We start from the raw sequence: 20,304 nt of genomic DNA on the forward strand, positions 1-20,304 counted from the left end.
GCTGGCAGCCAAATCCTGCGTACTGTTGAAAAATAACGGCATGCTGCCGCTGCAGCCAAATCCAAGGTGGCGCTGATTGGGCCATTCGCTCAGAGTGAGGACGTGTTAGGCTGGTGGTCCTGTGTCGGTGCGAAGGAGGATGCGGTGAAGCTGGGCGATGCCTTGTTGGAGCGGATGCCAAGCAGGCAGATGAGTATCGCGGCTGGATGCGGCATCGAGTGCATGACTGCGGATCAGTTGAAGGAAGCGCTCAATACGGCTGCTGCCGCGGATGTCATCGTGCTTGCGCTGGGTGAGGAATCCGCAATGAGCGGCGAAGGTGCCTCCCGTACAGATCTTCGTCTGCCGGAAGTGCAACTTGATCTAGTGAAGCAGTTGAAGACGCTTGGCAAGCCGATAGCTGTTGTCTTGTTCAATGGACGGCCGCTCGATCTGCATGGCGTCATCGAATCAGCGGATGCTGTATTGGAAGCATGGTTCCCTGGCAGTGAAGGAGGAGCAGCCGTTGCGGACATCTTGCTCGGCAAGGTGAATCCATCAGGGCGGCTTACGATGTCATTCCCACAATCGGTCGGACAGGTTCCGGTTTATTACAATCATTTCAATACGGGACGGCCGTTGAATCCGAGCAAGACGGATGAACGCTATGTCTCGAAATATATCGACTGCTCGAATGATCCACTTTTTCCGTTTGGCTACGGACTGTCCTATACATCGTTCGCCTACAGCAATCTGGAGCTTTCCAGCAGCGAGATATCAGATGAGGAGAAGCTTGAAATCCGCATAACCGTTACGAACACAGGAGCAAGAGCAGGTGTGGAAACGGTGCAGCTGTATATCCGCGACGTATCGGGCGAGGTTGTTCGTCCGCTGCGCGAGCTGAAGGACTATGTGCAGATTGAGTTGGAATCAGGAGAAAGCAAGGAAATCCTATTCCACTTAACCGAGGAGCAGCTGAGATATCACCATTCTGATCTTCGCTTGGTAAGCGACGAAGGAATGTTCCAAGTACATGTTGGATCGAACAGCCGTGATACATTGCAAGATTCTTTCCGACTCGTTCGCTGATGCTGATTTAGGAATAAGAGATGAGCGACCAATAAAGCATAGCCTTACTAGAATAAATAGAACTAGATTTATAGATACAAAAGATGCCTTGCTATGAGCTGGGATAGGAGGAAGGGCAGACATGACGACAATAGAGAAATCAACACAGTCGAAGTTTACGATACAAGCTGGCGAATTGCGCTTTACATTTTGGCCGAGCGGTGATTTGCATCAAGCAGTTAGCGAGCAGATCATGCTCAATCAGTTGGTGACGAGTCCGCTTGATGCCTCGCTCAACAACTTATATCTGCGGATTCACGATGACTCGGGTATCCGCTTCTACCCACTGCTCGGGATTCGCTCGCACAGTGCCGTGCGGATGGAAGGAAATCGGGTCGTATGGGGAGGAGTCGTCGAGGGAGTAGCGTATACGGTTACCTTTGCACTTCTGAAAGAGGGCATTTGGTTCTGGGATATTGCTGTACGTGGGGAAGGTGTAACCGTCGATATCCTGTATGGTCAAGATCTTGGCATTGCTTCAATAGGTGCAGTACGCAGCAACGAGGCGTATCTGTCGCAATATGTCGATCATGCTGTCTTCGAGGATGAAGAGATAGGTTGTGTTGTATGCTCACGCCAGAATCAACCGCAAGGTGGATCATTCCCTTATATGCAGCAGGGAGCGCTCAGCCGTGCGATTGGCTACTCGACCGACGGGTTTCAATTTTTCGGATTGTCCTATAAGGAAACCAACATACCAGTGAGTGTGAGCAAGCCTTGTCTTTCCAATGAAGTGTATCAGTACGAATTTGCCTATACTGCGCTGCAATCGGAGCGTGTATTGCTTCAAGGAGAAGAGCGGTTTGTATTTTATGGCCTGTACAAAGCAGACCATGCGGCTGCAATCACGGAGCTGGAGTATCGGGACGAGGTGGGGCAGGCATGGGAAGCCTACTTGACCGAGTCGAGCCATATATCGGCGATTGGGAAAAATGCAGTATCGAATCCGTTAAGTCCTGTCCAATTCAATGCCGATATTGCTGAACCATTACGGACGCTTTCGATGACAGAAGCAGAAGTACAGGCGATTTTCCCAGAAAGAAACCAGGAAGAGCGCATGGATGGCCAGCTGTTGTCCTTCTTCACAGATTCCTACGAGCATGTCGTGCTGAAGGAGAAGGAACGGCTCGTTGAACGTCCACATGGACATATCGTAATGAGCGGGAACAGCGTGAAGCTTGGTGCGCAGGTCATGACGACGACTGCTTATATGTATGGCATTTTCAACTCGCATGTGGTGGTTGGCAACACAAATTTCAATAAAATGCTGAGCAATGCCCGCAACCCGCTGAACGTGCCGAAGACGTCTGGGCAACGCGTCTATATACACTTGAACGGAAAGTATCGGCTGCTCACGATGCCATCCATGTTCGAGATGGGCTTCAATTACGCGCGCTGGTATTACAAGACTGACGACGACATGCTGATTGTGACGAACTACACGTCAACGGAAGTACCTGAAATCCGCTTGAACGTCCGCTCTGTGAATGGAACGGCCTATAAGTATATGATCACCAATCAAGTGACGATGAATGTCAACGAGTACGAGCTTCCGGTTCACATGCAGCAGGAGGGCAGTGCGCTGATCTTCCATGCGAATCAGGAATCGCTTAGCGCTAAGGTGTGCCCGAAACTTGAATATCGCATGTGGGTGGAAGGGGCATCAGCGACGATCGGTGATGAGACGATGCTGGCAAGCGGCATCCAATCTGGTGACGCTTCACTTGTTGTCATGCAGCTTGATATGAATCAAGAATGGACGTTAACAATTCAGGGATTGTTGGATGGACGAGAGCACGCAGCGAATTTGAAACATTCCCCGGGGACACGTGATATTCAATCCGAAACGGACGCATACCGTGCATTTTTGAAAGGCTTGATGAACGAATTCCATCTTTCGTACGGAGCGGGGCAGTCCGATGAACTGTTCAAGATGAATGCCTTGGCATGGTGGTACACACATAACATGCTCGTTCATTATGCAGTGCCGCATGGACTAGAACAGTATGGCGGGGCGGCTTGGGGAACACGTGACGTATGCCAAGGTCCGGTTGAATATTTCATGGCTACTCACAAGTACGAGCAGGTGCGGGATATTGTGAAGATGGTCTACTCCCATCAATATGAGGATGATGGAAACTGGCCGCAATGGTTTATGTTCGATGAGTATTTTACGGTGCAGCAGGAGGAGAGTCACGGGGATATTATCGTGTGGCCGCTCAAGGTGCTGGGCGATTATTTGACGGCAACCGGGGATTACAGTATTTTGAAGGAAAAGGTTCCTTATACCATGAAGCAGCGTTTTGACTTTACGGCGGATAAGGCGACCATACTGGAGCATGCCATCAAGGAAATCTCGTATATTCGCAATCATTTCCTACACGATACACATTTATCATCTTATGGCGATGGAGATTGGGATGATACGCTGCAGCCGGCGAATGCGCAGTTGAAGAAATATATGATCAGCAGTTGGACCGTGGCACTTACGTATCAAGCAATGAAGCAATTCGCTGATGTGCTGCTGGCAGTGGACGAGAAGCTGGCTGAGGAATTGCAAGAGATCGCATCCGGCATTGAACAGGACTATAAGCGCTACATGCTGCACACGGAGGTTATTCCCGGCTTCATCTATATGGAAGATCCGGCGAATGCCAAGTTGATGCTGCACCCGACAGACACGGATACCGGCATTCAATACCGGCTTCTGCCGATGACGCGCAGCATTATTGCCGAACTGGTCGATGAGAAGCAGGCTCACATTAATTATCGCTTGATTCAGGAGAATCTGTCGTTCCCGGATGGCGTGCGGCTTATGAATCGGCCGGCTCAATATGCGGGCGGCGTCAGCACTCACTTCAAGCGGGCTGAGCAGGCGTCGAACTTCGGACGCGAGGTAGGGCTGCAGTATGTGCATGCGCATATTCGCTATGTTGAAGCGATGGCGAAGCTTGGGTGTGCGGACGATGCTTGGCGCGGATTGGAGACGATTAATCCCGTTGGCATTCGCGAGGTCGTTTCTAATGCGGAACTGCGCCAAAGCAATGCCTACTTCAGCAGCTCGGACGGGAAGTTTCATTCCCGGTATGAGGCGCAGGTGAATATGGACGCGCTTCGCAGCGGAGCAGTGCAGGTGAAAGGCGGATGGAGAATCTACTCCAGCGGTCCGGGAATCTATATGAATCAACTGATTGCGAATGTGCTTGGTATTCGGCAGGCTGGAGGCGATTTGGTCATTGATCCTGTGCTTCCGAACACGCTGGATGGGCTGCATTTTGACTATCATTTTGCCGGAAGACAGGTTACCTTCATCTATCATATTGCAGGCGGTGGCGTGAGCCGCGCGGCGATAAATGGGACGCAGGTGAACGCGGAGCGGCTAAATAACCCGTATCGGCAGGGTGGCATACAAATCGCCAGTGCGGATATGGAATGCGAATGGAGAAGCGGTGCAAATCGGATTGAAATATGGATGTAAGGAAGGCAAAGGCGATCTTTTCCGGGTCGCCCTTTTCCCTATAATGCTACAATAGGGAAAGGACATCTGAGGAGCATGAACGGACATCGGCACATCTCAGTAAGACAAAGCGGCATCCGAATGGATGCAACATCATAAGGAAGAAGGATTGGTTATCAAACGGAGGATTGAGGACACGTGGTCAGTATAAAGGATATCGCTAAAAAAGCAGGAGTGTCAATTTCAACGGTATCTTATGCCCTGAATGGCAGCAGCAAGGTGACGGATGAGACAAGCTCAAAAATATTGGCTATTGCCAGAGAATTGAACTATGTACCAAACGCCGCTGCCCGCAATTTGAAAAAAAGAGAAACGAAGATCATCGGCGCCTTTTTAACAGACTTCAAGGGCGAAGTATATGGCGAATTGCTGGACGGCATGAAGAAAGTATGCAATGCGCAGGGCTATGATCTGATCGTATGCAGCGGGAAACAGTCTCACCGCATGCTGCCGGAACGAATGATTGACGGTGCCGTCATTCTCGATCAGACGTTCACGAGCGAGGAACTGCTTATGTACGCTGATCGCAATCATAAGATCGTCGTGTTGGATCGGGAATTGGATCATCCGAACATTAATCAGGTGCTGTTGGACAACAAGGCGGGTGCGACTTTGGCGACGGAATATTTGGTGGAGCAGGGGCACCAGAAGATTTATATTGTGACAGGTCCGCTTGGATCATTTGATTCTGAGCAGCGAATGAAGGCTGTAAAGCTCGTATTGGATCGGGCGGCGAATGTGGAGTGGATTGAAATCGTCGGTGACTTCAACAAAAGCGGCGGTGAGAAGGCTGCCGAGCAAATCTTGCAGGAGTACACTAGGCCAGCTGCTGTATTCTGCTTGAATGATGAAATGGCGGTCGGGTTGTACAATCGCATATCGGATACAGATCTACGTGTGGGCGAGCATATTCATCTGATCGGGTTTGACAATATTGAGTTGACACGCTATATGCAGCCGCGCCTCGCAACCATCGATTATTCCAAGCACAAGTGGGGCACGCTCGCATGCGAGCAGCTGCTTAAAATGATTGCGGATGAGAAAGTCGAGCATGAGCGCGTCTACGTTACCCTCGTTAAGGGGGAATCCGTAGGTAAAGATTAACAATTATGAATCCAGCCATGTCTCTTAAGTAATGAGTATCGCCCCATGATTAAGTCAATCTATTGCAAAACATATGGATTGCTCCTTGATGGCGAACCCAAATACTGCTATCATTATCGATAAAATATCGCTAGCAGAAGACGTTCGGATCATTTTATGGGCGCCTACGAACATGCTAGTCATGGAGACAAAGGTGGGAGAAACCGATGGGACAACATCGCGCGTACAATTTTAATGCAGGGCCGGCTGCACTGCCGCTGGCTGTATTGGAGCGAGCACAAGCCGAATTCGTAGATTTTCAAGAGCAAGGCATGTCCATTATGGAAATGTCGCACCGCGGAGCGGTATATGAACAGGTTCATAATGAAGCGAAACAATTGCTGAAGGAACTGCTGAACATTCCTTCCGGGTACGATGTATTGTTCCTGCAAGGCGGAGCTAGCACGCAATTCGCGATGGTGCCGATGAATTTGCTCACTGAAGGCAAAGTAGGCGCATATGTACATACCGGAAGCTGGGCGGAGAAAGCAATTAAAGAAGCCGAGCTGATTGGTGCAACGCGCGTTATTGCTTCGACAGAAGCGGAGCGCTTTATGCGCGTTCCGACGCCAGAAGAGGTTGTCGCACCAGAGGATGCTGCCTATGTGCACATCACTTCCAATGAGACAATTGGCGGAACACAGTACCATGCTTATCCAGACAGCGGTTCTGTACCCCTGATTGCGGATTTGTCCAGCGACATTCTGTGCCGTCCAGTAGATGTATCCAAGTTCGGCATGATCTACGCAGGCGCTCAGAAGAACCTGGGGCCATCCGGAGTAACCGTCATCATTGCGAAGGAAGAACTGATTGCGAGCAGCCCGAAGACGATTCCGACTATGCTTCGATACAGCACTCATTATAAAAATAATTCCTTGTACAATACACCACCTTCCTTCTCCATCTACATGGTCAATCTGGTGCTGCAATGGCTGAAGGAGCGCGGTGGCCTTGAGCAGGTTGAACGTGATAACCAAGCTAAGGCAGAGCTCCTGTACAGCACGATCGATACTAGCGGAGATTTTTATCGCGGCTGTGCGGAGCGTGGAAGCCGCTCCCTCATGAACGTGACTTTCCGCTTGGCGGACGAAGAGCTCGAGAAGGCCTTCATTAAGCAAGCTGGCGAAGCAGGATTCGTAGGTCTGAAAGGACACCGCAGCGTTGGCGGGCTCCGTGCTTCCATCTATAATGCAGTACCATACGAGAGCTGTGAGGCCCTTGCGCAGTTCATGAAGCAATTCCAACAACGGAACGGCTAAAGGAAAAAGTGAAATCATTGTTCTTATAAGTAACAACGAGTTAGTGGGAAGTTGCTCCCGCTAACTCGTTTTTTTGTATGCCTATATAGAGCGCCAATTGCCGTTATAACACTTTTTTGAAATGGTACTCCATTTCCCCGGCCAGAGCTTTAGCGGTATCTCCAGTTTCTCTAAAATCATGAATATAGATTTGTTCAAATGCTCCAAGGTCTACTTGCTTATAAAATTCAAAACACGGAAATCCATCATGACTGCCCTCAACTTCAACGGTACCATTTTCTGTAACTCGTATGCGTAATAAATAATCAACAGGAGGCGCAAGTGCTAGTAATGGATTACTGGCACTTGCATGCATTTGAAACATGACTTCATTAGAGCCCCAACTAATATGGCTACACAAAATGCCCTCTGTACTGGCTTTGCCGGTTCTTTTATGCTCAGAGCCATCTGGGTGAGTCACTTTTTCTGTTGTGATGCCAGTATTCGAATAGGAGAACACTTCCCTTTTATAAAAATCAACAACGACTTCTTGTTCAACTCTGGAACGCATCGCGTTTACGGCATACGGTGTAAATTCGCGACTGTCGCCTTCGTATTGAATGATATTTCCCGTATCCAACTCTTGCTTCGGCTCCGTCCAAGACATAGGTATAAAAACACTTGCTCGAATTTTAACAATGTTCGCCATAGCAACCTCCATGGTCTGTAATTGTGTTCGTTCATTCATAATAGCCCAATAAGTTAATTATGCATAAGCCTTACGCAGTAATTTACATGGAATAATAAAAACCCCACCTGCTCGGGGAAACAGGCGGGGCTATATCGGAAATGAGGAATAAGTTAGGCCAAGTGACGCTTGGTCGGTTCTGTAAGCTTGTAGCCTACATTGCGAATCGTCATAATATATTCTGGGCTGCGCGCGTTCTTCTCCAGCTTGTCGCGAAGATGGCTAATATGCACATCGACGATGCGTGTATCGCCGAGGAAATGATAGTCCCAAACGCCATGCAGCAGCTGCTGTCGGCTTAATACCTTGCCGCGATGACGGCATAGGAAGACGAGCAGTTCGAACTCCTTCGGAGTTAACTCCACATCCCGGCCTTCCAGCTTCACTTCACGCTGATCCGCCATGACGTGCAGACTGCCGATTTGGTACACCTGTCCTTCATCTACAAGAGGAAGGGAACGGATGCGGCGCATAACAGCCTGAATGCGGGAGATGAGCTCTTGCGGGGAGAACGGCTTCGTCATATAATCGTCAGCGCCATTATCTAATCCATCAATCTTGTCGCCTATTTCCTGCATCGCTGTCAGCATAATGACAGGCACCATATTGTTCGCCACGCGCAGCTTGCGGCATACTTCCAATCCATCGCTCTTCGGCAGCATACGGTCAAGGATGATCAGATCTGGACGGAAAGTGGATAGAACATCAAATACGGCTTCCCCATCATAGACACACAGAACGTCATAGCCAGCCAGCTTCAAATTATATTCAATGAGGGTAGAGATTGAAGGTTCGTCATCGACAACTAAAATTTTGGATTTCAAAATAGTCCCTCCCACAATTCATTTAGTAAGTAATCGGTTGAACGAATTCCTGCATTCGATAACGTAAGCCAAATTGTTTGCTGATCGAATGTCATATACCAACATTATGAAGGATATTCGTCAGCGGCATATTAAGCAAACGTAAACTGGGTGTAAAAAATAGAGGAACCGATGCCCGGTTCCTCTTCAACATTGCGGATATATTTCATGTGATCAATGGATATTCAATGGATTAATACTCACGTGACGTAGAAAAGCAGCTTAGGCACTTACTTGCTGTTTCGCTTTCTCGTCCTGCTGCTTATGGAAGAACGGCCACCAGTTGGCAGAACCGAACGTCTTGACCATGACAGGTACGAAGAACGGCAGGATGAGGAACGTATACAGTGTCAGTCCGGATAATACGACGGTTGCAATTTGCATCATGGACAGTACGCCTGATGGATAGAAGGAAGCAAATGTTCCTCCTAAGATGATTACGGCAGAAATAATAACCGTCCCCATATTTTTCATCGCGTATAGGATTGCATCCTTCACATCCAGATGCTTATTCTCATTGAAGCGCTCCATCAAGAAGATGCTGTAATCGACGCCAAGTGCCATCAGCATAACGAAGCCGAAGAATGGAGCTGCCCATGTAACGCCGGAGTAATCCAGCATCTTCGTAAAGATCACTTCCGTAATTCCCATCGAAGTGAAGAAGGTAAGCAGCAAGGATGCTACGATATACAGCGGCATAATGATGGATCGGAACAGGACAATCAGGATGAGCAATATGCCGATGATCATGTACGTTACGGTTCTCATATAATCTTCCCCAGAAATTTGCTTCAAGTCGGCAAACATGCTCGATACACCGCCGACTGCGATCGTCGCCTTTTCCAAGGAAGTTCCCTTCACGCTGCGATCCACAGCCGCCTTCACAGCGTCGATTCGATCGATAGCCGGGGTTCCATATGGATTATCAGCAAAGATGACGTCTAAGGTCATTACACTGCGATCCTCGAATAAGTACATATCGAGCGCCTTGCGGAAGGCGTCATTCGTTAATACTTCATCAGGGACGAACCAGCCGCCAAGCTCTTTATCCGGCGCTGTACTTACATTTTGCAAATATCCCTGAGCAGAGTTGAGCCCATCCGATACTTGCGTCAATCCATCGGCTCCATCCTTCAAGCCGGTCGTCAGCTTGCCAATCTGATCAGATAATTGCGAGAAGCCGTCTCCGATCTGTTTTTGGCCAGCTTGCAGTTTATCAAGTCCTGTTATGATGCTAGGGACTTTACTAATGATTTGGCCTTGGCCATTGGCTGCCTGCTTCAGACCTGACTCTAGCTGCGAGATGCCTGAAATGAGCTGATCGAACCCTGATGCCAGCGCCTTCTGGCCGGTAGTGGCTTGCTCGTAGCCTTGGTTCGCCTGAGCCATGCCTCCGTTTACTTTCGCTAATGTAGATTGCATCTGTCCAAGAGCGCCGGATAATTGGGCTGCTCCTTGCCCAGCAGCGGTTACGGTACCGCGAATTGTCATATAATCAGCGTCTCTCAACAAATCCGGGAAGCGTTCCTCCAAGCTTGCGAATCGGCCCGTTAACGATTGCAGCGACTTAGTCAATTCGCTGAACTGTGTATTCATTTGGCCAACGCCGCTTGTTATTTCAGTAAGACCTTGCCCAATCTGCTTATAGGTATCGAGCAGCTTCTGATGCGCTTTGGCCAGCTTTTGCGCACTCTCCTTGGCCTGCTTCAGACCTTGCTGCAGTTGGCTGGCACCGGTAGAACCATCGCGAATGCCGGATTCAATGCGGCCAAGTCCGTCATTCAGCTGCTTAATTCCGGATTTCAGTTCTTCGGTTCCTGCGGTAAGCTGTGCTGCTCCGCTAGCTGCCTCTTTGAGCTTAGGCTCGTTTTTGCTTAGTTCGTTGCTTGCTTCGGACAATCCATCTTTAATTTTGGATAATCCGTCATTTCCTTTGGACAGGCCGCTGTCAAGTGTCTTGACCTGTTCGGTAATTTGGAAGTCCTTGATTTCATCGCCTGCAGGTCGGCTAAGGCTGCGAACGCCCGATACGCCATCTACCTTAATTAGCTCACGGCTCATTTTCTCGGCTACGGCCATATATTCGCCCACCTGAAGCGGGGAAGAGCTCTTGATGACGACTTGGGTCGGCATGGATTCGCCAGGCTCGAAGCTGTCTGCAATAATATTAAAGGCTTTGACGGAATCGTATTTATCTCCGATTTCCTCCAAGCTGTTAAATGATACTTCACCTTTATAGGATATTAGGAACGGCACAGTGACGGCTGCAACCACGAGCATCGCTGCCAGCGGTCGGCGCAGTGAGAATGAGCCAATGGCACCCCACGAACGGCTTTCTTTATGCTCAATCGATTTCTTCGCTGGCCAGAACAGCTTCTTGCCAAGCACGGCCATGAAGAACGGTACGACCGTTACTAACGCGAGCAGCATAATCGCAATTCCAATGGCAACTGCAACGGCAGAACGATACAAATTGAATTCGGAAAATCCAATCACGGAAAAACCGACAAGTACGGCGATTCCGGAGAAGAGGACTGTTTTGCCGGCAGTACGGTACGTAGCGGCAATCGCATCCCATAGATCGTCGTGCTTAGCGAGCTCTTCCTTATACCGACTGAGGAGCAGGATGCAGTAATCCGTTCCAATTCCGAATAAGACAGCCACCATAAAGATTTGCGTGAACGTCGATAACGGGAATTGGATGCTTTCGACAAGAAATGCGACAATGGATTGTGAAATGATATAGCTCAGACCGACTGTTAGCAGTGGAATGAAGGCTGCGACGATCGAGCGGAAGACGAAAAATAGGATGGCTAGAATGAATACAACGGTAATCAGTTCCGACTTCTTCAAGCCCTCTTGTGAGCTGACGAGTTGGTCATTTTCAATCAGCTTTTGACCTGTAATGTAGTGCTCAACAGAAGTAGAAGCGAGTTCTTTATTGATTTGATCACGAATCTCTACCGGATTCGCTGTCTCGGTGCTGACTAATAGGGAGGTGAGTACAGTTTTGTTATCTTTGGAAATTAATTTAGCCTTTAATTCCGACTGTCCGTATGGTTCGAGCATGGAGACGATATGAAGGCTGTTTTTGTTTTGATTGAGCTGTTGAATAGCCTGCTGAATGTCTTTGGTGTCCTTATCAGTCATTCCATTTGGACTATGGAAGACCAATGCCATACTCGTTTCATGCACATTGCCTTTCGCATTGGACACTTCATCCATGATGCGGATCGCTTCTGCAGAGGAGTAACCGTCAGGTACGCCAATCGTACCATGCTCCTTCACAAGCTCAGATAGCGACGGTGCTGCTATGGCAAGAATAACAGCAACCGCAATCCAGGCCGTCATGACGGCCCATCTTGCTTTTAGTATCGTTCTCATGTTTGATTCTTCCCTTCTGTCATCAAGCGGGCGAGCTTCTCGTACGTCCCGATGAAGGTTTCGACTTCCGTTTCATTGAAATGAATCAGATAAGAGGAGACAATATCCTGTACCTGCTTATCCACTTGCTCATAGACCTTCTGCCCTTCCTCGGTTAAGGACAGTTCGATGACGCGACGATCCTCCTCAGCGGGTGTTCGTTCTACATATCCGTGATCGACAAGTCTATTAATAATGGCGGTAATGGAGCTCTTCACGACCTTGAATACAGCGGCCAGATCGGTGGAAGTGCACTGCCCTCTCTGTTGAAGTACGCACATAATCTGGTATTGATCGATGGTTAGATGATTGGGGATTGCTTCTCCGATCTCGTTAAATAAATGCTTCATCACAGTAAATTCTGCGGCGATATACCGTTCGATGAGGGTTTTGGCATCTCGATTCACAATAATAGCTCCCTTATGATTTTAAATAGTTCGATAATTGAATCATTCAATAGTCGAATCGTTCGATTGTAGAACTATAATAATTCATGCAAAATCCAATGTCAAACCCACATCTATGAACATGGTGCAATAAGTTCAATTTACTTGCTGTGCACGGAAATCTATAGGCTTGCCATATTGGTGTATAATATAAAAATGAAATATGTGAGGTGAACATCAGATGGCTTTCAACATCGTTCTGGTTGAACCAGAAATACCAGCTAACACAGGAAATATTGCGCGCACTTGCGCAGCGACAGGGACTCATTTGCACTTGGTCCGTCCACTCGGGTTCCGAACGGACGATGCGACCTTGAAGCGTGCAGGTCTCGATTATTGGTATGCAGTAACGATTCATTACTATGATTCGTTCCAAGAACTTCAGGAGAAATACAAGGACGGCCGCTTCTTCTACTCGACGAAGAAAGCAGACAACTGCTACAGTGACTTCTCGTTCCAGGATGGGGACTTCTTCGTATTTGGCAAGGAGACAAAAGGTCTGCCTGAGGAGATCATTCATGCGAATCCAGAGACATGCATGCGCATGCCAATGACGGATAAGGTACGGTCACTCAACTTGTCTAATGCGGCGGCAATTGTCGTATATGAAGCTCTGCGTCAAGTAGACTTCTTTAATTTGCGGTAATTGCACCTTATTACAAGATTTGAATAAAAACGAATTGAATTGACAAATTTCAGCAGGATTTTGGATCGAGGCATCGAAGTAGTAGGGGCAGTAGTTTCGAGGGTAAACATGAGAGAAGAGAATATTCAAGAGAGGTGGAACTGATGAAACCTGCCGGTGTTGTCCGTAAAGTCGATCAGTTGGGACGTATCGTACTTCCCAAATCACTGAGGAAGCGTTACCAGATGAACGAAGGGGATCCTGTTGAAATTTTGGTTCAAGGAGATCATATTATTTTAGAGCGCTACCGTCCGAAATGCGTATTTTGTGGGTCAATGGATGGGGTAGCGGATTTCAAGGATCGATACATATGCGCACAATGTATGCATGAAATGACTCACTTGGCTCGATAAAGAGAAACAAGAGGCGAAGCATCACACTCGGTGATGCTTCTTTTTAATTTGTGGAGCTAAAAATAAGCCAAGGGGAGAAGAGTTTCTCCGACCTTGGCTGTATGATTATGCTAGTAGTAGTGCTTGAAGGAAATGCAGGGGAATTACATACGCAGTAAGTCAGCATGCACAATGTCATTTGTAACAGGATGACGCTGAATCTCCTTGACGGTAGCTGTAATCGAATCAGCCCCGTCGAAGCTGAGTTCCAATTGGCTGCTTGTCGTATCTCTGACCCACATGGAGAACTTCTTCTCATCCAAGTGAAGATTCACGCTCGTTCCCTTGTGTAGCAGGACACAAGGCAGTCGTCCTTCCTTGCGAAGCTGCCGAAGCGCTCCCCGATTCTCACTGTTTCTTGTTACTGCCTGAAAATGCTGCATCATGACAAACCTCTCCTTTTGATATGTTCGTTGTTCGCAGCTATGGCTCATGCTTCCCAGCAGGAACGCTAGCTGTCCGATAGATGACCAATATACAGCTTCTTTGCTCGGAGATATCGCGATTTGGGCGATAGCCTGCCGAGTATTTAATCTCAATAACTTGCTCTTCCTGCAGCGTTGCCAAAAACTCATTTGCCTTCTGCTCCGCTGTCAATGAGCCTACGTCCACAAACTCTTTTACCTGAATCATTGCATCAGTCCTTTCCTGACAATAGACCATTAAATGTAAAAACCGATAAATATGCACGAAGGCATCTCGCCCCAGTGGGGGCGAAATGCCTCGTTATTCTTACTGTATCAAGTTAGGTAACGGGTGTCAATCCAACCGGATGTATCCATATTTAGAAATGGAAACATAAAAAAGAAGCCTTCCGCAATCGGAAAGCTCCTTCTTCTTACAAGCCGCTCGTCTTATCCTCATTGTAGCCAGCTGTTAACATAGCTACGATGAACATTGTGAATACGAGCATAATGATCCCAAAAGTTACGGACATGATATGCACACCCCCAATGGATGCCTTTATTATACCCAAAACATACCAAAATGAAAATATGAAATGCAGGTTGTTCCGTAAGTTGTCATTTGAAGAACAAGAAATGAGTAGGAAGAGATCGCATCTCGCCATCAGATGGTGTGTTGACAACTCGTCCATTGAATACAAGCGTCGATGAGCCTCCACCATCCAAGTTGTAAGCATCTCTTACGCCGAGATTCGCCAGCTTGCGCTGCAATTCCTCGAGCGTTGCACCGGAGCTGCCGCTTTCGTTATAGCCGTCTACAACTAAGATGAGAAGCTGGTCATCCTTGTAATTGCCGATAACGGTACGAGGAGCCCTCGCGGGTGACGTCTTCCATTTATCAGGGATCGTAAGACTTGCGCCATTCTTTAATAGAACAGGGACGAAGGTTGCTCCATATTCAGGCTTAAGCTTGTCCAGCTCTTCCTTCTGATAGAACTGTCCGCCGATCAAGCGGGAATTGATGTCCATGCCAACGAAGGACAGATTCTTGAAGCTTGGCTCAAATGAAGGGACGTATTTGCCATTCATCACGGTCGTTCCAAGTGGATAGCGTTTGCCTCTGCTCTCTGCATAACCGCCAGCGTTAATGCCAGCAATGGCATTATGCCGTTTCACAGCTTGCATTGTCGTCTCTGATCCACCGTACTCGTCGCGGCCAAGCGTCATTTGCATTGCCTGTGGATCCTTCAATTTAACCTTCATCGCATATCCGCGATAAGTGGGCTGATTGATTGTGTATAATTCCGCGCGCAGCTTCTCGCTGTCGATGCGCTCCTTCGGTGTGCCAAGTCGTGATGATATCCGGCGATCATAGATACGCTCTGGTCGCTTCGCTTGGCTGTTCGCCGATTGAACGATGTCATTCATCGTTGTGGTCGTCCGATTGTACAAGGTAGAGATACGTCGTACGGATTCGATTGTATAGACGGCCGTCTCCTTCGCTTGATCCAATTGAGTGGATACTTGAGCCTGCGTCTCATTGAATGCTGCTGGCTCCGCAAGCGGCTTGCTATCGAAGTGAAGCGACACACTCAGCGAAGAGATTAGCATCCATATCATCATGCCAAGAAAAGGTGCAGTGATCATCATGAATAGCCGATTGACCACTTTTACTTGCAATTTCATAAAAACCGCCTCGCTTGTTATTTCAACAAATCCATCTTCTTCTGCAGCTCCGCAAGCTGCTTCTTCACTTCGTTCAATTGAGTATACAGCTTGTTGCTGTTGTCTGTTTTGTTCGAAGTATTATCCTTTGTAAACGTAAGTAGTTCATTGAACGATTGAACTTTGCTTTGCATGGCGTCCATCTTCTTATTTAACTCGCCGAGCTGCTTTTCATAGTCTAATTTGACTTGCTGCAGTTGGGCCTCGGTTTGCACTTGAATTTCCTGAAGCATCGATTTCTTCATATGGGTGCTGTAGAAGTAGGTAGCCGTTACTCCAATACCGATCATAATGACCCAGAAGAGGAGAAACCATTTGGCGCTAGCTCCGCTCGTCTTCGTTCGGGAGCGACGTGCCGTGTCGCGTTCCGTCTGTGCTGTTGGTTGCAATTGAATCACCTCGAAAGAAGTCGAATGGTAACGTAAAAACATTACCCATTCTAGCATGAATTCTATCATTATTGGGGGCGGAGATGCAAAATTCATACAAATCTTGCATTGAAGTTACAGGAAGCGTTCGTTAGAATAAAGAAAGGTTTATGATGAAAATTGTCGATAAATGATTCTTCTGTCAGGGGTAAAGAAGAGAAATGGAAAAAATAGAAATAAAATCGAAAAATTTGAAAACGATTACAAAAATAGGGTTATTACTTTTGCTCGTCTTGCAATGTTGGTTCGTATTTGTAACAGTTCGGTATCCTTATTTAGGGATCCGTGTGCAAGTAGAGCAAGGGGTATGGACAATCGCTGAATTCTCCAATGAGGCATTCGCGACAAGACAGCAGCTGCAGGTTGGTGATCGGGTTGTAAGCATTAACGGCAGCCCGCCAAGTGAACATCCAACCGTCCGACGATGGCACACGCTTGAACAAGCGGAATATTTCGTTATCGATCAATCTGGGCATAGAAGGCTTATCGATATGGCGCATGAACCGCGCCATCCGTATTCCGGAGTACTGCCGTTTGCTAGCGAGTTTATCTTCATTGTACTTGCAGGATACATATGGTGGAAGGAACGTTCCAGCTTGTCCATGAGAATGCTGTCCTGCCTGCTGCTTATAATGGTCATCATCTATATGAGCATGGGAGCTACATTCCGGGGAGATATGCTTGGTCAGATTATTATTTGGTGCGCCGTAGCCTTAATACCGATCGTTCTGCTGCACTTCATCGCACAATTTTTCCATGAGAAAGCGGGGATTGCTTACTCACGGCGCGGCATTCATCTGTTCTATGGAATCGTTGGCTTATACTTTATGTTAAAAACAACGCTTCTTATGACCGATTATGTGTACGATGTGTATCAAATTGACAATATCGTTGCCGATTGGCTCTTTATGAGCGGGGTGGCCTACAATTTCTATTGGATCGCATCTACTTATTATCACAATCGGTTAAGCTCCCCCCATATCGCATCTGTCATTCGTTATGTGTGGATATGGATGGGGATTGCATTTACACCAATCCTGTTATTGACCTATGTTCCAATGATGTTCCGTCAGGATCCGCTTGTATCGCCGCTATTGACGGGCTGGTTTACACTGTTGCTGCCATTAAGCTTCGTGTATTTGAATCGTTTCCATAAATTATCTGATTTTGAGATTGTCATTAAGCGGGTCGTGTCGCTTGTCCTTATTGCCATGGTTCCGGGGGCGCTCCTTGTTGGATTGAATGCGATCATCTTCGTTGAATCTCAAACAATCGTGCAGCATATATTCAGCTTTGGCTTTATCGTAATCTTATTATCCGTTCTGTTGTACAGCTTCCCATATTTCAATCGGAAGCTTACAAAAGCGATTTATCCGAGCAATCAGCGGCTGAAGGAGTCGCTGCAGCTGATTACGGCTCAATTAACTGCATTGGATACGATGCAGGAATGGAGCAAGGCGATCCTCTACTCCCTCATACAGACCTTGAAGGTTCGGGGGGCAGCACTTGTGATCAAAAACCCGCATAATGATATCGAGCTCTATATTGATGGTGCACTCGATGCAACAGATGTGGAGCGGCGAGTTCGTTCGGGTCAATTCTATTCCGAGTCGGCCTATTGGTTCGAGGTTGAACGGCATGATGTGTACATTGCGTATTTGGTAGTCGCACATCGTGAAGATGGAACTGAGCTGAACATGGAGGAACAAGAATGGATACGTCAGTTAATCCGCTATATGAATATCGGCATGAAGAAAGTGATGATGATTCATTTGCTGAATACGCAAGTAGAGCAGCTGAAACGGGAAACCGAACGGCAGCCTGTAACCTTGCAATCCTTAACGACTGGGCCGTGGGTGATTGAGAAAATGTTCGGCTCTATGGAGAAGGACAAAGGGAAACTGTCCAACATGCTGCAGCATACGGTTATGCGGCGCTTGCATGATGTTGGCATGCAGCTTGATGCCATTTATGCAAACACGGAAGCGACCGTTGTTCGGGAGCAGCTAGTTCAAGTAGAAAAGCAGCTGACAGACGTGAATATGGAACTGCGGCATACCTGTCTGGGGCTTGATCCGCAGCTTATGCACACGGCGGGCTTCGCTAATGCGGTTCGGCAATTTATCGAAGGGGAATGCGGAGAGTGGAGCGAGCGCGTTCATTTCCAAGTGGATCAAGAAGCTGGGATTGATGCACTGTATCCGGCTATGAAGCTGCATGTATTTCGTATGGTGCAGGAGCTTCTGCATAATTCAGCCCAGCATGCTTATGCCAAAAATATTGACCTTCAAGTACGTAAGGACGAAGGGCAAATTGTCATTCTGTATGAAGATAATGGAGTTGGTTTTGAAGCAGCAGCTGTGTTCAATGAACGTGCGAAGGTGAAGGGACTGAAGCTCCTCCGTGCCCGTGTTCTTCTGTTGAATGGCAGTATGACGTGGGATGCTTCACCGGGAGAAGGCGTCTGCATTATTATTTCGATTCCATTCCGCATGATGAATGGACTGCTTCCCGGCGGAGAGCCAAGTGCATAGCGTGCAGTTGATGTTAAATTTCATAATGATTGCAAATGAAAAAGGAGCGCCTTATCACCAGCTTTGGTGAAAGGGTGCTCCTCTTTTGGATGATAACGAGAGCTAGTTGTACCTTGAACAATTACTAATATGTATTGGGGTATAGTAGTAACCTTCGATAAGACATAGAATAGTAGTAGTACTGCACCCAACCCAACAATGAAGGGGCTTTAAACTTTGCGTATAACTTCTATATAATGTATTTATGATTACCGGATGCGCTTACATGTGACAAGATTGTGATGACTGCAGATCATACTCACCATTGCATTAATAAAGCGTTGGGTGTATCATTTTTGGAAATAGGAAGGGATGATACCGTTATGCAATATAATTTTTCTGCTCGCGTTCGCTCTGTAGAGAGCTCGGTAGTGCGCGATATTTTGAAATTAACACAGGGCAAGTCGATAATCTCTTTCGCTGGAGGATTACCGGCAGACGAACTGTTCCCAATTGATGCGATTCGTGAAGCTTCTGAGCGTGTATTCCGTCAAGGCCCGCAAGCTTTGCAATACGGATTGACAGAAGGTGCCGTTGTGCTGCGCGAGAGACTGGCTGCTCGTATGCAAGCCAATCGCGGCATTGAATCGGAAGCAGATGAGATTCTAGTTACATCAGGCTCTCAGCAGGCAATTGACTTGTACGCAAGAGCATTGCTGGATCCAGGTGATGTTGTCCTCGTGGAGAATCCAACATATCTTGCTTGCCTGCAAGTGCTTGGTTCCTACAGCGCCCGCATCATTCCGGTGGAGAGCGACAGCAACGGTATGGTTCCGGAAGATTTGGCTGCTAAGCTGAAAGAACATAATCCGAAATTTGTATATGTAGTGCCAACGTTCAGCAATCCGACAGGGCGAGTATGGAGTCTGGAGCGCAGACAAGCGTTGCTGGATCTGTGCCGTGAGCATGAAGTTCTCATATTTGAGGATGATCCATACGGAGACTTGAAGTTTACAGATAACAAGGTACCGAATATCGCTTCCTTGGAAGGGAAAACAGAGGAGCGAATTGTAGCCTATACGAGCACGTTCAGTAAGACAGTTGCCCCAGGACTGCGCACAGGCTGGATCGTTGCAGATAAGCAGGTTATTCGTATGATGGCTCGAGCGAAGCAATCTGCGGATCTCCATTCCAGTGTTCTGGATCAGTTGATCCTTAGTGAGATGCTCTTGCCAGAAGTATTCGATCTGGATGGACATATTCGCAAGCTGTCTGCCGTGTACAAAGAACGTATGGAGACGATGGCCTCCGAATTGCAGCAGGAGATGTGGAAGGACGCGAAGTGGAATACGCCTCAAGGCGGCATGTTCTTCTGGGTAGAGCTTCCTGAAGGCTTGGATGCTCAAGCATTGCTCAAGGTTGCTGTAGAGAAGGGTGTAGCATTCGTTCCGGGCATGTCCTTCTATGCAGGTGAACCAAATCGCAACACAATGCGTCTTAACTATTCGTTTGCGCAGCCGAGTGTCATCCGTACCGGAATGGAGCGCCTGACAGAGGCAGCATCCGAATTCTTGGGCCGTTACTCTGGTGTGTAAGCAATCGCACAAAATACGTTCGTAAATGTAGAGATCATGTGAAGCAAGCAGTCCTGTCTGGGCTGCTTGCTTTTTTA

Annotated in this window: 15 protein-coding genes and 1 pseudogene; 8 read left to right on the forward strand and 8 right to left on the reverse strand. The window is 47.7% G+C overall.

What is annotated here, in order from left to right:
- The 4 genes and pseudogenes from AZ66_RS15500 to serC all read left to right on the forward strand — a co-directional run.
- Positions 1–1,068: pseudogene (locus AZ66_RS15500) on the forward strand (glycoside hydrolase family 3 C-terminal domain-containing protein); the annotation flags it as partial.
- Between the two features lie 121 nt (positions 1,069–1,189).
- The gene (locus AZ66_RS15505) at positions 1,190–4,585 is read left to right on the forward strand and encodes a GH36-type glycosyl hydrolase domain-containing protein (RefSeq protein ID WP_044355657.1); all 3,396 of its coding nucleotides are present in this window, start codon (positions 1,190–1,192) and stop codon (positions 4,583–4,585) included.
- A gap of 177 nt (positions 4,586–4,762) precedes the next feature.
- Positions 4,763–5,728 carry a LacI family DNA-binding transcriptional regulator gene (locus tag AZ66_RS15510; RefSeq protein WP_021261532.1) on the forward strand — a complete coding sequence of 322 codons (966 nt, stop codon included), beginning with the start codon at positions 4,763–4,765 and terminating at the stop codon, positions 5,726–5,728.
- 206 nt (positions 5,729–5,934) lie between these two features.
- Complete coding sequence (gene serC / locus AZ66_RS15515; RefSeq protein WP_021261531.1) at positions 5,935–7,026, forward strand: 3-phosphoserine/phosphohydroxythreonine transaminase; 1,092 nt, start codon at positions 5,935–5,937, stop codon at positions 7,024–7,026.
- Between the two features lie 103 nt (positions 7,027–7,129).
- Here the strand turns inward: serC and AZ66_RS15520 are convergent, their stop codons facing one another.
- The 4 genes from AZ66_RS15520 to AZ66_RS15535 form a co-directional block, all read right to left on the reverse strand.
- Entirely contained in the window at positions 7,130–7,714 is a 585-nt protein-coding gene (locus AZ66_RS15520) for a DUF3238 domain-containing protein (RefSeq protein ID WP_044355658.1), read from the reverse strand.
- Positions 7,715–7,866: 152 nt separating this feature from the next.
- Positions 7,867–8,577 (reverse strand): response regulator transcription factor, encoded by a 711-nt coding sequence (locus AZ66_RS15525; RefSeq protein ID WP_005552212.1) that lies wholly within the window; start codon positions 8,575–8,577, stop codon positions 7,867–7,869.
- A 261-nt stretch (positions 8,578–8,838) separates the two neighbouring features.
- Entirely contained in the window at positions 8,839–12,000 is a 3,162-nt protein-coding gene (locus AZ66_RS15530) for an MMPL/RND family transporter (protein WP_044355659.1), read from the reverse strand.
- Positions 11,997–12,446 carry a MarR family winged helix-turn-helix transcriptional regulator gene (locus AZ66_RS15535; RefSeq protein ID WP_021261528.1) on the reverse strand — a complete coding sequence of 150 codons (450 nt, stop codon included), beginning with the start codon at positions 12,444–12,446 and terminating at the stop codon, positions 11,997–11,999. Before AZ66_RS15535 ends, AZ66_RS15530 begins: the two co-directional genes overlap by 4 nt.
- 220 nt (positions 12,447–12,666) lie before the next feature.
- Between AZ66_RS15535 and trmL the strand changes: the two genes are divergently transcribed.
- Both trmL and AZ66_RS15545 read left to right on the forward strand, forming a co-directional pair.
- Entirely contained in the window at positions 12,667–13,131 is a 465-nt protein-coding gene (trmL, locus tag AZ66_RS15540) for a tRNA (uridine(34)/cytosine(34)/5-carboxymethylaminomethyluridine(34)-2'-O)-methyltransferase TrmL (protein WP_021261527.1), read from the forward strand.
- A gap of 143 nt (positions 13,132–13,274) precedes the next feature.
- Positions 13,275–13,523: an AbrB/MazE/SpoVT family DNA-binding domain-containing protein gene (locus AZ66_RS15545; RefSeq protein ID WP_021261526.1), complete on the forward strand. Its 249-nt coding sequence runs from the start codon at positions 13,275–13,277 to the stop codon at positions 13,521–13,523.
- Between the two features lie 143 nt (positions 13,524–13,666).
- Here the strand turns inward: AZ66_RS15545 and AZ66_RS15550 are convergent, their stop codons facing one another.
- The 4 genes from AZ66_RS15550 to AZ66_RS15565 all read right to left on the reverse strand — a co-directional run bounded on the left by AZ66_RS15550 (position 13,667) and on the right by AZ66_RS15565 (position 16,080).
- Positions 13,667–13,948: a ribosomal 5S rRNA E-loop-binding protein Ctc/L25/TL5 gene (locus AZ66_RS15550; protein WP_021261525.1), complete on the reverse strand. Its 282-nt coding sequence runs from the start codon at positions 13,946–13,948 to the stop codon at positions 13,667–13,669.
- Between the two features lie 37 nt (positions 13,949–13,985).
- Positions 13,986–14,195, reverse strand: coding sequence for a sporulation protein Cse60 (locus tag AZ66_RS15555; protein WP_021261524.1), 210 nt, complete (start codon positions 14,193–14,195; stop codon positions 13,986–13,988).
- Between the two features lie 389 nt (positions 14,196–14,584).
- Positions 14,585–15,652, reverse strand: a complete 1,068-nt coding sequence (locus AZ66_RS15560) for a phosphodiester glycosidase family protein (protein ID WP_044355660.1) — start codon at positions 15,650–15,652, stop codon at positions 14,585–14,587.
- 17 nt (positions 15,653–15,669) lie between these two features.
- Positions 15,670–16,080: a hypothetical protein gene (locus AZ66_RS15565; protein ID WP_021261522.1), complete on the reverse strand. Its 411-nt coding sequence runs from the start codon at positions 16,078–16,080 to the stop codon at positions 15,670–15,672.
- A gap of 200 nt (positions 16,081–16,280) precedes the next feature.
- Between AZ66_RS15565 and AZ66_RS15570 the strand changes: the two genes are divergently transcribed.
- Positions 16,281–18,653 (forward strand): sensor histidine kinase, encoded by a 2,373-nt coding sequence (locus AZ66_RS15570; RefSeq protein ID WP_044355661.1) that lies wholly within the window; start codon positions 16,281–16,283, stop codon positions 18,651–18,653.
- Between the two features lie 362 nt (positions 18,654–19,015).
- On the forward strand, positions 19,016–20,227 hold the full coding sequence (locus tag AZ66_RS15575; protein WP_021261520.1) for an aminotransferase-like domain-containing protein: 1,212 nt from the start codon (positions 19,016–19,018) through the stop codon (positions 20,225–20,227).
- Positions 20,228–20,304 lie beyond the last annotated feature (77 nt).

It is taken from the genome of Paenibacillus sp. E194, from assembly GCF_000935845.1.
Lineage (GTDB): Bacteria > Bacillota > Bacilli > Paenibacillales > Paenibacillaceae > Paenibacillus_B > Paenibacillus_B alvei_B.